Raw genomic sequence first — 15320 nt, 5'->3', positions numbered from 1 at the left:
TGAACCTCCTTCCGGTCAAAGTGCTTGGCAAACTCACTTTAACCCCGGCCGCTCCGAAGGGCGGCGGAAGGCCCGCTAGTGTCCTGAGTTAGAAGTTCGTTGAATCAATTCTCTGTTCTTTCCGGAATGACAAAGTGCTGATTAAAAAGTCGCTCGGACTCGCGCAGTCCTTCTTCCGTAAAGATCACGGACTTCGTCTTGTTGACTGGGTCTTCGATGAGGCCTCGTTCATGGAGCCGGTTCAGCACATCCCAGTCGAAGCCCTTCCATGCACGGTATCGGTCATGCAGGGTCAGGTAGAGGAGCGCGAGGGAAACTTCATCAATTGCGTCGGTATTGATATTCATGATGCTCCTGCCGCAGCCTTGCGGACGCGCACACAAAACCGTTCGAGGCTGGCCAGGATCTCATCGGCCGACTTGCTCCAGACAAACGGTTTGGGGTTCGCGTTATAGACATCCAGATAATGACGGATCGCGTCTTCGAGTTGACGTGTCGACCGATGCGTACCGCGTCGAAGGTATTTTTCAGTGAGCGCGGCAAACCATCGTTCGACCTGGTTAAGCCACGACGCCGAGGTGGGTGTGAAGTGAACATGGAAGCGAGGATGACGAGCGAACCAGGCTTTGATCGAGGGCGTTTTGTGCGTGCCATAGTTGTCCATTACCAGATGCACCTCCAGGTAAGACGGCACGCTGGCTTCGATGGTGCGCAGAAAGCGCACAAATTCGCTGCTGCGATGGCGCCGATGTACCTCGCCGATTACTTCACCAGTAGCGATGTCCAGCGCCGCGAACAGGGTGGTCGTACCGTGGCGCATGTAATCGTGGGTACGTCGCTCAGGGATGCCGGGTGCCAACGGCAACATGGGTTGCGTGCGATCGAGCGCCTGAATCTGGCTCTTCTCGTCCACGCACAGCACCATGGCCTTGAGCGGCGGGTCCAGGTAAAGCCCGACGATATCCCGCACCTTGTCGACGAACATCGGATCGCTGGAGAGCTTGAACGTCTCCTGCCGATGCGGTTGCAAGCCAAAAGCACGCCAGATTCGTGTGACCGCCGTCTGCGACAATTTCATTTCGCGAGCCATCGTGCGCGTGCTCCAGTGAGTCGCTCCGACAGGCACGGACTCGAGCGTCTTCGCGATGACCGCATCGACGCGCGCGTCATCAATCGTCCTCGGTGCGCCGGGCCGTGGTGCATCAAGCAGGCCGTCCACACGATGGCTCACGAATCGCGCCCGCCACTTCGAAACCGTTTGCTGTGTGACCCGCTGTTTCGCCGCAACTGTCTTGTTGTCCATGCCATCGGCACAGGCCAACACGATGCGCGCCCGCAATGCCAGGGCCTGCGCGGTCTTGCGTCGCATCGTCAGCGCTTGCAGGTCTTCGCGCTCCGAATCGCTCAGCACGAGTTCCCCTTTGGACCGTCCACTCATCGTTGCCTCCGCGTATCAAGTGCTACACAGGACACTTTAGTACGTGATCGGCATCATTCAATGAATTTTTAACTCAGGACACTAGATGATTTTCAAGTTCCGCCGTCTGCTGCTGCGCTTTGAACGCATCAGTGACGTTCACTACGCGTTCAAGACGCTTGCCTATACGATGATTAACCTGCGCCACTACTGCTGAACCAGCGCGGGGCTCGCACTTCACTGACTGCGGTACGCGCCGTGATTGCTCACGCCTGTTGCATTCGCATTCCTGATCATAATGCAAACTCCGATATCGAGATACCAGTCGCTTTTCACAACGATGTTCCTGGCTTCGCACGATTACCAACGGTCATCGTAGTTCTTCCGTTCGCAATGGACGGAAACGCGCAACACCAGTTGACGAGAAAGGACATGTCGATTGGCGAGGTCAGCCGGTCGATGGATCGACGGGCTGGCGATCCGCCACTCGGCTTGCAATCTTGGAGCAAGCAAGGCGTAAATGTGTCCACGCTTGGCTGTGCTGCGCCCAAGCGCAGCCAAAAAGAGCACACATATCGAGCACGAACGCCGTGATGCGGCTTTGCGTAACCGCTACCAGACAACTCCACCATGACAGTGCCGACGAGCTGTGTTGCTGTTGTGGAGTCTAAGTCGAACTCACTCTGTTCGCGGCCTGCCGCGCGAACGTCCATTGACGGATATTCGCGTGGACAACCACCCGTGCCGTGCCTCGAGCACAAATCGAGAGCCCATGAGTGTATTGCCCCCGCAAACCGTACAGTGTCCGAATAGCGCTCTCCGAATGTGTCTGGCGCCACCATCCGCCTGCGACTTATTCTGACTGTCATTCGTCCGCCAATCGAGCAAGGCGCGCATACATCCATGCTACCAGGCGCAGGGGCCGCTGATACGAGCGATGCGACTACCCGTCAGGCTTCCACACCTAGTTAACGTGTGGAGACGGGTCGATCCAAAAACGCTCGGCAGGGGCACAGCGTAGCGCCGGTGAGCGGCTGCTGTCTCTCGATGGATGGTGTCACGGGTGTGGCGCCAGTGATCCTCCCATTAGTCAAGGTTCGCGACGATTGCCTCAAACCTCAAGGACCAGGAGTTGAACATGTCGGACAATGAGCAAACCAATCGGGCTTTGATGGCTCGCCGTTTAAAAGCTATTCCGCAAGGTATCGGCAACGCGCATCCGGTGTTTGCCGCGCGCGCGGAGAACGGGGAGATCTGGGATGTAGAGGGCAGGCGTTACATCGACTTCTGCGCCGGCATCGCCGTGCTGAACACGGGGCATCGCCATCCGAAAATCACGAACGCTGTGACGCAGCAAGCCGGAAAGTTCACCCACACCTGCTTCCAGGTCGTGGCATACGAGTCGTATATCGAGCTCGCGGAACGGCTGTCGTCGTTGACCCCTGGCGACTTCGAAAAGAAGGCGTTTTTCATGACCACGGGGGCGGAGGCCGTTGAAAACGCGATCAAGGTGGCTCGCTACTATACGAAGCGCACCGCGGTGATCTCGTTCGACGGGGCATTCCATGGCCGGACTTTCATGGCGATGGCCCTCACGGGAAAAGTCGCTTCGTACAAAGCGGGCTTCGGCCCGACACCGGCGGATGTCTACCAGGCTCCGTATCCGTCTGCGCTGCACGGCATCTCCATCCAGGACTCGATCGCCGGCATCAAGCGATTGTTCAAATATACGGTGGACCCGGCCCGTGTGGCCGCCATCATCGTCGAGCCCGTACTCGGTGAAGGCGGCTATATCCCGGCGCCGACGGAGTTTCTGAGGCAGCTGCGCGCACTGTGCGATGAGCATGGGATTCTGCTCATCGCTGACGAGATTCAAACCGGCATCGGCCGCACGGGGCGCATGTTTGCGATGGAGCATTCGGGCGTCGTGCCCGATCTCACGACGCTGGCCAAAGGGCTGGGCGGTGGCATGACGATTTCGGCCGTCGTCGGTCGCGCCGACGTTCTCGATTCCATTCCGGCCGGCGGGCTTGGCAGCACCTACGCGGGTCATCCGATGGCATGCGTTGCAGCGCTTGCCGTGCTCGACGTGATGGAGGAGGAGAAGCTGTGCGCTCGCAGCGAGGCGCTTGGCAAGCGCCTGCGGGATCGCCTGAACGCCTTACGGGAGCGTGTTCCTGAAATCGCCGATGTCCGTGGCCTTGGCGCAATGACAGGAGTGGAGTTCTTAAAAGGCGGCGAGCCCGCGCCCGAAATTGCCAGCGCAGTGAAAGCCGAAGCGTTCAAGCGGGGCTTGTTGCTTCTCACGAGCGGGACGTATGGCAACGTACTTCGGATCATGCTGCCGCTGACGGTTTCGAACGAATTGGTCGATGAAGGCCTCGACATCATCGAGGAGATCCTGCTGAGCCAAACGTGCAAGCAAGGAGCTAGCGGGGTTCTTGCATGAAGCATAGCTACATCGGCGCGAAATGGGTGCCGGGCAGCGAGGCTCATCGGGACATCAACCCGTCCGATACCTCGGACATCGTCGACGAGTTTTCCTTTGTCGACGAAGCGCTCACGAACCTCGCGATCGACGCCGCGTTCGATGCGTTCAAGAGCAGGCGCACGCTCGGCATTCAAGCCCGCGCAGATGCGCTCGACAAGGTAGGAAACGAGCTTATCGCGCGCGCTCATGAATTGGGCGAACTGCTCTCGCGCGAGGAAGGGAAGACTCGCCCCGAAGGGGTTGCCGAGGTCAAGAGGGCGGGTCAGATCTTCAAGTTTTATTCCGGTGAGGTGCTACATCAGCGCGGCGAGCACCTCGATTCCGTTCGGCCAGGCATTACCGTCGACGTCACGAGAGAGCCGGTTGGCGTCGTGGGCATCATCACGCCGTGGAATTTCCCGATCGCAATTCCGGCATGGAAGATCGCGCCGGCATTGGCGTACGGTAATTGTGTCGTGCACAAGCCGGCCGAGCTCGTTCCCGCTTCGGCGTGGGCATTGGCCGAGATCATCAGTCGTGCGGGGTTCGGGGACGGTGTTTTCAACCTCGTGCTCGGGCGTGGTGCTGTGATCGGTCAAGCCATCCTGTCGAACACGAAGGTAAGCGCGATCAGCTTCACCGGTTCCACGAACATCGGTGCTCGTGTGATGGCAACCGCGGGCGCTCGGTTCGCCAAGCTGCAACTCGAGATGGGCGGCAAAAACGCACTGGTCGTCGCCGACGATGCGGATATCGAAGTGGCGCTCGATTGTGCGATCCAGGGTGCGTTCTATTCGACAGGCCAGCGATGCACCGCGACGAGCCGCATCATCGCGACGTCCGGCATCTATACGAGGTTTCGCGATGCGCTCGTTGAGCGTCTCTCCCGATTGCGAGTGGGGCATGCGCTTTCACCGAACACGGATATCGGCCCTGTGGTGGACGAGCGACAACTGAAGTCCAATCTCGACTACATCAGGATCGGATCGGAAGAGGGCGCAACGCTCTTGTATGGAGGAACGCTCGAGGACTCGGAAACGGACGGTTTCTATTTGAAGCCGGCGCTTTTCACCGATGTCGATGCGGGCATGCGTATCACCCGCGAGGAAATATTCGGCCCCGTTGCCTGCTTGATTCACGCGAGGGATTTCGACGATGCGCTCGAGAAAGCCAACGACACGGACTTCGGCTTGTCAGCAGGCATCTGCACAGGTTCGCTCAAGCTCGCGAGCCGGTTCAAGCGCGAAGCGCAAGCCGGCATGGTCATGGTCAACACCCCTACCGCGGGTGTCGACTACCACGTGCCGTTCGGGGGCAGGAAAGCGTCGAGCTATGGTCCGCGCGAGCAAGGAAGCTATGCGGCCGAATTCTTCACGACGGTAAAGACCTCGTACACATACGTCGGGTAACGAGGACGTCTCGCCACTCGGCCTCGTCTCAGCATGGGCGGCGAGCCTGCAGCGCTGCAGGCTCATCTCCATCCATTTCCCTCAGGCGTCGAAACGACGCGTTCGTTGCCGTCGCTCCTTCGTTTTTTCGAATGCTCGGTGGCCATGCCTGCCGCGAGTGGAACACGCCGATAGCGCGTTTTCCGCTCGCGCGTTTCGTCGTATGTAATCGAATTTCGCGCGTGCACGTGTACGGCTTTCGCGAGCAACACAGCATGCTCGATGACCTCCCTGGCTGTGCATTGCCTGCGGATTTTGGCGTTAATAACCTGTATGACATCGAATCGGGTTACGGCAAGTTGCGTGGCCTGACGAATGAAAAAGTTAACCACCGGAGAACGTGATGTCACGAGATGTCGATCCGATTACGCTGGCAGTCGTGCGGGGGGTGCTGGAAACCACTCAGCGCGAGATGACTATGACGCTCGAGAAGACGGCTCGCTCAAGTGTGTTCAATGTCGCACACGATTACAGCAATGCTATTTTCAATGGTCGCCCGGAGATGATCCTGCAAGGACAGGACATTCCGATTCACCTTGGCGGTCTGATTCCCGCAATGAAGGAAGTGGCCCGCTTCTTCGGCGACGACATTCACGATGGCGACATCGTCTACCACAACGACCCGGTCTACAAGGGCAGTCACATCGTCGACTGCTGTATGTACAAGCCGGTGTTCTACCACGGCGAGCTCGTGTTCTGGACGGTCTGCAAGGGACACGTGACCGATATCGGCGGCCCGGTTCCCGCCGGCTACAACCCCGACGCGCGCGAGATTTACGCCGAGGGTCTGCGCATTCCGCCGGTCAAGCTATGGGAGAAAGGCGTCGAACGCTACGACGTCATCAACTTCATGCTGAGCAACATGCGCTCGCGGCGCGACCAGGAGGGCGATCTCAGGGCGCAGCTCGGCGCGGTCAACGTCGGCGCCCGCAATCTGTGCGCATTGCTCGACAAGTACGGCGTGGAGACGGTCCGCACCTGCGTGGACGAGCTGATGGACATGGCCGATCGCCACATGCGCCAGATCATTCGTGCGGTGCCTGACGGCATCTACGAAGCAAGCGCCAGGCTCGAGGATTCCGGGCATGGCTTCGGCGAGATCGATATCAAGGCGACGATCGAGATCAACGCTGATACCTGTCACATCAAGATCGAAAGCCCGCCGCAGATTCCGTACTTCATCAACTCCTACGAAGGCAACTCGATTTCAGGCGTCTACCTGGGCCTGATGATGTTCGCTCAGCTCGATCCGCCCTATAACGAAGGTCTTTATCGATGCATCAGCGTGGACCTCGGTCCGCACGGCACGCTCTGCAACGCGAAAGAGCCCGCGCCCCATGTGAACTGCACGACTACGCCGATGGAAACCCTCGCGGACGCGGTGCGTCTTGCACTCGAAAGGGCGCAAGGCGAACGGGCCGTCGGCTCCTGGGGCCATTCGAGCGGCATCAACATCGCGGGCCACGATCAGCGCACCGGCGATGAATACGTGACGATGGTGCTCGCGTCGCTCGTCTCGGGCGCGGGCGCGACAGGCTATATGGATGGCTGGCACGCATGCGGGCCGCAATGCTGCTTTGGCGCGCTCTATTCGGGTGACATCGAGACGCTCGAGTATTCCTACCCGATCGTCATCCATCGCTATGGTCTCGTCACCGACAGTGCAGGCGCCGGCGAATATCGCGGCGGCAGCGGCACGGTCTGGGAAGTCGAGCCGATCGGGCACGAGATGACCGTGGTGAGCTTCGGCGAAGGCCGCAAGCTGCCGGCGATTGGCGCCAACCACGCCGCCAGCGCGATGCCGGAACGCAAGCTCGGGCGAGTCGAGCTGAAGCGCCATGGCAAGGTCATCGAAACGTACAAGGAAAACGCGGTGATGACGGTGCGTGACGGCTATTCGCTCGCCACCTTCAATCCCGGCGGCGGCGGCTGGGGCTCGCCGCTGCGCCGCCAGCCGCAGCACGTCTCCGACGACGTGCGAAGCGGCATCGTATCGATCGAGGCCGCGCGCGCCGAGTATGGCGTCGTAATCGATCCGGAAAGCCTCTTGGTCGACTCGTCCGCCACCGAAGCGTTGCGCGCCGAACGCCAATCGTCCCAACATCAATGAGGTCTGACATGACGAGTACCCGATACCGCCTTGGTGTGGATGCAGGCGGCACCTTCACCGATTTCGTCCTCGCCGACGGCGATGGCCGGACGCGTCTGTTCAAGGCGACCTCGACACCGGAAGACGGCACGCGCGCGATCGCGGACGGTCTTGCGCAAATCTCCGAAGCGCTCGGAAAGCCGGTCAGCGAAATCCTGTCGAACCTGGATCTGTGCGTGAACGGCACCACGGTTGCACTGAACGCCCTGATTCAGCACAAGGGCGTCAAGACCGGCCTGATTTGCACGTCGGGTCATGAGGACTCGCTCGAAATCCGCCTCGGCCACAAGGAGGAGGGGCATCGCTACGACGCCAAGTACCCGCCGGCAACGATGCTCGTCGAGCGTTACTTGCGCCGGCCGATTCGCGAGCGCGTCCTCGCGGACGGCACGATCCATACGCCGATGAACGAGGACGACGTGCGCCACGCGTGCGAGCTGTTCCGCGCGCAAGGCGTCGAGGCCGTCGCGATCTCGTTCGTCTGGTCGGTGTCGAACGGCCTGCACGAACGGCGCGCGGCCGAGATTGTTCGCGAGCTGCTGCCCGACGTGTACGTGTCCGTCGGCCTCGAAGTATTCCCGCAGATGCGCGAGTACACGCGGACGTCGACGACGGTGGTCAACGCGTATCTCGGGCCGGTGCTCGCTCGTTACGTCAGCCGTATCGAGAGCTTCTACCTGGATAACGGTTTGAAATCGCCCGTGCGGTTCTATCAATCGAACGGCGGCATGGCGTCGCCCAAGGCGATGAGCGCGCGCGCGGTCAATGCGATCAACTCGGGCCCGGCCTCGGCGCCCCAGGCCGCGCTGTTCGCCGCGAAGCCGTTTGGCTACCGCAACCTGATTACGGTCGATATGGGCGGCACGTCGTTCGACATCACGTTGACGAAGGACGGCGTCACCAACGTCAATAAGGACATCGATTTCCTGCGCTACCGGATCGGCACCCCGATGATCCAGGTCGAGACCCTCGGCGCGGGCGGCGGCTCCATCGCGTGGATTGATCCGACGGGTCTTCTCAAAGTCGGTCCGCAAAGTGCGGGGGCCGTGCCAGGCCCGGCTTGCTACATGCGCGGCGGGCAGGAACCGACCGTGACCGATGCCAATGTCGCGCTCGGGTACCTCAATCCGGTCTCGCTACTCGGCGGCCGCGTGAAGATCGACGGTCACGCATCGCGCACCGCGATCGAAGCGAAGATCGCCAAGCCGTTGGGCCTCACCATCGGCAAGGCCGCGTATGGCATCTACAACATCGTCAACGTCAACATGATCAACGGCATTCGCCGGGTGTCGATCGAACGCGGCTACGATCCGCGCGACTTCGTCCTTATCGCGGCAGGTGGTGCCACGTCGCTGCACATTGCGGCGCTCGCGCGCGAGATCGGCGTCAAGACGGTGCTCGTGCCGAAGCTCGCATCGGGGCTGTGCGCGTTCGGACAACTGCTGTCTGACGTGAAATACAACTACATGGCGGCTTGTCCGATGCGGGTCGACAAGCATGCGAACCTCGGACGCGTTCAACAGCAGTTCGAACGGCTCGAAGCAGATGCGATCGCTGCACTGCAGAAGGAAGGCTTTGCGCGCGAGCGCATCCGTATCGAGCGCCAGCTCGACCTGCGCTACTGCGGCCAGGTCCACGAGTGCTCCGTCACCATCGGTTCGATGAACGTGGACGCAGACACGATCGACATCATCCGCGAGATGTTCGACGCCCGCCACGAGTCCCTTTATACGTACGCGGAGCCCGACAGCCAGGTGGAGATCGTCAACCTCGAGAGCACCGTGTACGGAGTGCTCGACCAACCGCCGCCGCAGTCGATCCCACCTAGCGTCGGCGACCCGGCGGTCGTCGTCAAAGCGTATCGGGACATGATCTTCGGTAACGGCCCTGATATCGAAACGCTGTCGTCGCCCGTCTATGACGGTACGCGCCTCGGCGCCGACGACGTCGTCGCGGGGCCGGCAGTGATCGAGGAAGTCACGACCTCCATCGTGTTGCCGCCGAAATGGCAAGCACGCCTCGATGCCACGGGCGTGTACGTGCTGACCGACACGAATTAAAAACCCAACAACAAAGGAGACCACACCGGGGCGGACGGATTGATCCACCGCGCCGGCGGCCGAAGCTGGTTGATTCGAGTTCTTAGTGGTCCTGGCGTCATGGTGATCGAGCCGGGCCGAATTCATTCGTTACGTGGAGCGCATATGGAACTGAAGGCACAACAGGACGGCTCGGATGATGGCTATTCGACGAGCGCCGTTCCGGCAGATGCAAGGATGTCAAAGTTGTCTTTGACGATGGCATGGTGGGCGACCTGCAGCGCGATGTTCTGGCTGGTGGTGTCGGCAACGCTCGCCATCAATTTCGGCACGGTCAATACCCTGATCGGGCTTGGGCTTTCGGTCGTGGTGTACGCGCTGGTCAATCAGGTCATCGTGCGGTACGTGATCTCGAACGGCTTGTCGGTCGCGTTGTTTTCCCGCGTGCTGTTCGGTAGGGCGGGCGCCGCACTGGCCACGCTGATCTTCTTTGCCACGGCGATTTACTACGCGCTATTCGAGGGGTCGGTCATCGCCGTGGCGATCAATGCCTACTTCCCGGCCGTCTCCGTGAAGCTGGCTTACCTGATCGTCGTCATCTACAGCGTGCTGCTCGTGTTCGGCAGCGTGCAGACGTGGCTCGACAAGTTCAACGGCGTGCTGCTGCCGTTCTACCTGCTCGGGCTGGTGGGGGCTGTCGTTACCGCGCTGTTGAGCGGCGGCGACCATACGGCCTGGCTCCACCTGGGCCCGGCAAGCGGCGCGAAGCCCTACGGTTGGTGGAATTGCTTCACCGCGTTCATGGGCGTGTGGATCATGATGATGTACACGTGGGACTACGCCCGCTTCGGGCGCGCGTCGGATGCGGAGTACCACGCGAAATTCAACTTCGGCTGGGCGTTCTATACATTCACGTTCGTGATCAACGGCATCGCCGGAATTTTCCTGGCGAGCACGTTGGCCGGCAATGTTGCGTTAAGCGAAGTTTCAGTGGTCTTCGCGCTGCTCAAGCTGATGGGTTTCGTCGGGCTGATGTTTGTCTGGATAAGCCAGACCAGAATCAATACCGCCAATTTCTATCTGGCCTCGACCAACATGCATTCGTTCTTCACCGCCGTGTTCGGCCTGCATCTGCCGAAATTCTTCTGGTCCGTGATGGCAGGCGTGATGGTCTATTTCCTGATGCTGACGAACGTCTTCAGCTTCATTCTCCAGGCGTTGGCGTTTCAGGGCATCTTTGTCGTCGCGTGGGTCGGGATCGCCGTCATGCATATCTTGTCTCCGCACTACGAGGCGATCTTCGGCAAGGAGATCGAGTACCGGTCGGAACGCGTGGTCGCGTTCAACCCGTGTGGCCTCGTTGCGTGGCTCGCGTCGTCGGCACTCGGCATCGCGTTGCTCGAAGCCGGCGGCACCACCGCAACGTTCTCCGCACCCGCGGCAGTCGTGTCCTCCGCGATCATCTATCGCATCGGACTCTCGCTCGCCAGCAAGCGGCATTTCGTGCGCGAGTTCGCGTAACGCGAACCGAGCGTCGGCACGCCTGGCAAAACGATAAGACATCCAACGCGAGCTTCGGCCGTCTCAAGACGGTCGGAGCGGGCGTAAAGCAAAGCAATTAAATCGCGTCCATTTCGGGACGCAAACCGACAACGATAGGCTAGAAAGTGATGAAAAAGGCTGCAGTGGTAGGGGCAACGCTTGCGCTGATCTCCTTGGGGGCACGCGCGCAAAGCACGGTGACGTTATACGGTATCGTCGATCTCGGCATTGACTATGCGAACAATGTGAGCAAAGCGTCGAGCGGGACGGCGATCGCGGGAAGCGGTGCCAAGCTGGTCCAGATGCAAAGCGGCGTGCCGCTCGGGAGCCGCTGGGGACTGAAGGGCGAGGAAGACCTCGGCGGCGGCCTGCGGACGGTGTTCCGTCTCGAGAGCGGCTTCGATGCGGCTACCGGTGGGCTTGGCGGCGGGCTCGCGTTTTCGCGCAACGCGTACGTCGGCTTGTCGTCGAACCGGTTGGGGACGCTCACGTTCGGCCGGCAGTGGGATGCGAACGTCGATTTGCTGGAGCCGTTCACGCTGAACGGTCAATACGGCGGCTGGTATTTCGCGCACCCCAACGACATGGACAACCTCGACAACGGGTTCTCCGTACCCAACGCAATCAAATATGTGAGTCCGACGCTCGGCGGGGCGACGTTCGAAGGGCATTACTCGCCGGGCGGCATCGCAGGGCAGTTCTCGACAAACTCGACTTACAGCGCCGCGGTTGCCTACAACGGCGCGAACGCGAGCGCCGCTGTCGGCTACTTGCATATCAGCGATCCGTCGACGGCCGTCGCGGGCTACGTGTCGGGCGGCGGCTTCGCCAACGCGGTCTATGGCGATGCGCTGGCCGCTGCGCGCAGTCAATCCGTGCTTGCTTTGGGCACGGCCTACAAGCAGGGGGCGTTCAAGGTGTCCGCGAATTTTTCGAACACGGTGTTTCGTCCGAAAGCCGGCGGAGCCAATCTGACGTTCCAGAACTACGAGTTGTCCGGATCGTATCAGGTGACGGCTGCGCTCGTGGTTGGCGGCGGGTTGACCTACACCGTCGGCCACGACGATGCGACGGACAAGTCGCCCAAGTACGAGCAGATCAACCTGATCGCGCAATATGCGTTGTCGAAGCGCACGTCGGTCTATGCGATGGCAGCCGGCCAAAACGCGCAGGGCGATGCGACGGTTGCGCAGATCGCGGGCTTCAATCCGTCGAGCTCGAAGCGGCAAGTCGCGACGCGCCTCGGGATCACGCATTCATTCTGATCGAGGTTCTTCGCGGCGGCGGGACGCATGCTGCTTCGGTGCGCATGCGTCCGGTTTTGAAGGGATAGGCAGTGTGATGCCTCGTCAACAACGTGCAGGTTCGCGAGGCCAGGTTGCAATCATCGACGGAGGTATGCATGAAATGGTTCGGCCAGCGTAGTGGGCCTGAGTCGGCAAGGAACGACAATCAGGACCTGCTGATTTCGAGCATCTCGACGTTGCGAGAGCAGGGCGAACTGCTCGAGCGGGAGAACGACGCGCTCAGGGTCCGGCTCGAAGCGATGCAACGGGCGATGGATTGCGGGTGGTGGGAGGTTCACCTGGCCGATGATGCGTCGCCAATCGGCAAAACGGCGAGCGCGTGGTCCGAGCGGTTCTGCGAATTGCTGGGGTATGGCCACGACGAATTTTATCCCGTGCTCGACGCATGGATCGCGTGCGTGCATCCGGACGACCAGATTGCGTTGCTTACGGCATGGCGATCTGCGGCCGAAGGGAAGTCCAACGTGACGACGACAGTGGTTCACCGGGCCAAACATCGCCGCGGCGGATATCGCATGTATGAGATGCGCATTGCCGGATGCTACGAACGGCCTGCGGACGGGGACGGGCAAAGCGGCTTCACCGTGATCGGCACGCTTGCCGATATCGACGAAGCCTCGCAGCGCCATCACGAGTTCGAGAAAATGCGGGCTCGGTTCGAGTTGTCGCGGGAGCTGCTTGCCGATGGCATTTGGGATATCGAGGTCATCGCCGGCGATCCGCTCAATCCGAAGAACGTCTTCTGGTGGTCCGATCAGGTCCGGCAGCTACTCGGCTTCTCTTCTATCGCGGAGTTCCCCGATGTTGCCGAGAGCTGGACGTCAAGGCTTCATCCGGAAGACAGCGAACGTGCCGGGCAGGCGTTCATCGCGCATTTGTCCGACCGTTCAGGGCGTACCGGGTATGAAGTCGAATATCGCCTGCGCTGCAAGAACGGCGAATACCGTTGGGTGCGCGCGCGAGGCCAGAGCGTTCGCGACAAGCATGGCGCGCCATTGAGGACCGTCGGGGTGCTGACGGACATTCATGCGGCCAGGATTGCGCAGGAACTCGGCGCCGCCGAGGAGGTATTCAAGGCGAGCATGCTCGAGAGCATCAAGGAGATCGGCGAGATCGTATCGACCATCGGCGGCATTGCGCGTCAGACGAATCTGGTTGCGTTGAATGCCGCAGTCGAGGCCGCTCGGGCCGGAACCGCGGGCCGCGGCTTCTCCGTGATCGCCGGCGAGGTGCGGCAGTTATCGACACGCACCCGCGAGGCAACGGAGTCGGTCATGAAGATCCAGTCCGAACTCGCGCGCCGGCAAGGTGCGAAACACGCTCCAAAAGGAACCGCTCACGCGGCGGCGAGAAACTCGAATAGCGCGTTGTTGTCGCAATAGCCGACGTTGAATCGCAACCATGGAGTGGGTTCTTCGTCATGCATGAACAGATGCCCGGGGGCGAGATAGATGTCCTTGTCCAGCGCGCGACTGGAGAGCGCCCGGGAGTCTTCATAGTGAGGATGGCGGGCCCAGATGAAGAGCCCCTCCGGCGCCTGGTTGAACATGACCATGCCTGCGCCGCCGAGCTTCTGCCGCGCGGTGCATTGCGCGTGCGCGAGTTGCGCCCCAAGGCCCTTCAGATGCTTGCGATGGCGTCCGTCGACGAGCACCTGGTAGACGATGCGTTCGCCGATCTCGGAGGTCGTCAATCCCATCGCCATCTTAAGTTGCGCCAGATCCTCGATCAGGTCCGGGTGAGCCGCGATGTAGCCGACCCGCAGGCTGGGCGATATCGTCTTTGAGAAGCTGCCGACATAGATCACGCGTTCCAGCTGATCGAGGCTCGCGAGCGGCCGGCGTACCGCCGCGTCGATGTCTGCGCAGACATCGTCCTCGATGATGAGGAAGTCATGTTTTGCCGCGAGCTGCAGGATCTTGTGCGCGGTGGCGGGCGAGCACGAGATGCCTGTCGGATTGTGAAGACGCGGGTTCGTGAAGTACGCCTTCGGTTCGTGCTTGGCTAGCAACTGGGCGAACGCGTCGAGGTCGGCTCCGGTGGAGGTCAGGGGCACACCCACCAGGTTGACGCCGATGCGCTTCAGATGCGCGAACAGCAGGCTGTAGCCGGGCGAATCGACGAACACGGTATCGCCGGGCTTGATCAGATGATGAATGAGCAGACTCAGCGCATGGGCCGCGCCGCTCGTCATCAGCACCTGTTCCGGCGGACAGTAGATCTCGTGCTGGTTCAGGCAGTCGGATATCTTCCAGCGCAGGGGAAGGTAACCTTTCGGCACGCCATAGCTGGTGAGCGATCCTGTCGAATGCAGCGTCATGTTGCGCAGCGTGCGGCGCAGACCCTCCTCGTCGAGCCAGCGCGCGGGCAGCCACCCGCAGCCTGGGTTGATCTCCGCCGAGTGGCTTTGCCAGATCCGGTTCAGCATCCACAGCGAGTCGAACGAACTGCCATCTTTGGCAACGGCTTCCTGATTCAGATACGACGCATGCTGGAAGCTTCGAACGAAAAACCCCGAGTTTTGCCGGGGCACGAGCGAGCCGTCGGCCACGAGGCGGTCGTAAGCGTCGACGACGGTCGAGACGCTGACGCCGTGCGATTCCGCGAAGCTGCGGATCGATGGCACCTTCATGCCGGATTGGAGTTTGCCGTCGGAAATCAGCGTATGAAAGTGATCGACGATTTTTTGCGTCAGGGATTTGGCCGGGTCAGCGGACAAGGAAAGCATGATACGGATCCTTTCGACTACGATGTGACGGACAGCGGTTGGCTACGCACGGCGCGCGTCCGGTCTCCATGACGGCGCGCCGCCATGCCACTACTCTACGAAGTCGAAAAGAATCGGTCTTGTCCCCGAGCGTCCAAAGTGTTGGACCTGACCGGCCTGGTTGAGGCGGAGCGGACGAATCGCCGGCTCGGCGCGAGCCGGCGCTCATTGCTCAGTTGTT

Annotated in this window: 11 protein-coding genes; 8 read left to right on the top strand and 3 right to left on the bottom strand. The window is 60.9% G+C overall.

The genetic code is table 11. From position 1 onward, the window contains the following. Positions 1 to 104 precede the first annotated feature (104 nt). Positions 105 to 347 (bottom strand): DUF6429 family protein, encoded by a 243-nt coding sequence (locus tag OKW37_RS01895; protein WP_090812276.1) that lies wholly within the window; start codon positions 345 to 347, stop codon positions 105 to 107. Further along, positions 344 to 1438: an IS630 family transposase gene (locus OKW37_RS01890; RefSeq protein ID WP_184069115.1), complete on the bottom strand. Its 1095-nt coding sequence runs from the start codon at positions 1436 to 1438 to the stop codon at positions 344 to 346. The genes OKW37_RS01895 and OKW37_RS01890 overlap by 4 nt, the downstream gene beginning before the upstream one ends. A gap of 1117 nt (positions 1439 to 2555) precedes the next feature. Between OKW37_RS01890 and gabT the strand changes: the two genes are divergently transcribed. The 8 genes from gabT (at position 2556) to OKW37_RS01850 (ending at position 13754) form a co-directional block, all read left to right on the top strand. Continuing rightward, entirely contained in the window at positions 2556 to 3866 is a 1311-nt protein-coding gene (gabT, locus tag OKW37_RS01885) for a 4-aminobutyrate--2-oxoglutarate transaminase (RefSeq protein ID WP_429401661.1), read from the top strand. Continuing rightward, a complete protein-coding gene (locus OKW37_RS01880) occupies positions 3863 to 5296 on the top strand; it encodes an aldehyde dehydrogenase family protein (protein WP_429401659.1) in 1434 nt (477 codons plus the stop codon). Before gabT ends, OKW37_RS01880 begins: the two co-directional genes overlap by 4 nt. A gap of 131 nt (positions 5297 to 5427) precedes the next feature. After that, positions 5428 to 5679: a hypothetical protein gene (locus OKW37_RS01875; protein ID WP_429401657.1), complete on the top strand. Its 252-nt coding sequence runs from the start codon at positions 5428 to 5430 to the stop codon at positions 5677 to 5679. Next, entirely contained in the window at positions 5679 to 7445 is a 1767-nt protein-coding gene (capB, locus tag OKW37_RS01870; protein WP_090812280.1) for a caprolactamase subunit beta, read from the top strand. Before OKW37_RS01875 ends, capB begins: the two co-directional genes overlap by 1 nt. Positions 7446 to 7453: 8 nt before the next feature. Next, complete coding sequence (gene capA, locus OKW37_RS01865; protein WP_429401654.1) at positions 7454 to 9544, top strand: caprolactamase subunit alpha; 2091 nt, start codon at positions 7454 to 7456, stop codon at positions 9542 to 9544. Between the two features lie 144 nt (positions 9545 to 9688). Then, entirely contained in the window at positions 9689 to 11044 is a 1356-nt protein-coding gene (locus tag OKW37_RS01860; RefSeq protein WP_429401652.1) for a purine-cytosine permease family protein, read from the top strand. Positions 11045 to 11193: 149 nt separating this feature from the next. Then, positions 11194 to 12330, top strand: coding sequence for a porin (locus OKW37_RS01855; RefSeq protein WP_167368838.1), 1137 nt, complete (start codon positions 11194 to 11196; stop codon positions 12328 to 12330). A gap of 137 nt (positions 12331 to 12467) precedes the next feature. Further along, positions 12468 to 13754 carry a methyl-accepting chemotaxis protein gene (locus OKW37_RS01850; RefSeq protein ID WP_090812282.1) on the top strand — a complete coding sequence of 429 codons (1287 nt, stop codon included), beginning with the start codon at positions 12468 to 12470 and terminating at the stop codon, positions 13752 to 13754. Here the strand turns inward: OKW37_RS01850 and OKW37_RS01845 are convergent. Beyond that, positions 13709 to 15100, bottom strand: a complete 1392-nt coding sequence (locus OKW37_RS01845) for a PLP-dependent aminotransferase family protein (protein ID WP_090812283.1) — start codon at positions 15098 to 15100, stop codon at positions 13709 to 13711. The two genes, OKW37_RS01850 and OKW37_RS01845, sit on opposite strands and share 46 nt — an antisense overlap. Positions 15101 to 15320: the final 220 nt, after the last annotated feature.

It is taken from the genome of Paraburkholderia sp. MM5482-R2 (assembly GCF_050436125.1).
GTDB lineage: Bacteria > Pseudomonadota > Gammaproteobacteria > Burkholderiales > Burkholderiaceae > Paraburkholderia > Paraburkholderia tuberum.
This window is presented reverse-complemented; position numbering and strand designations above follow the sequence as displayed.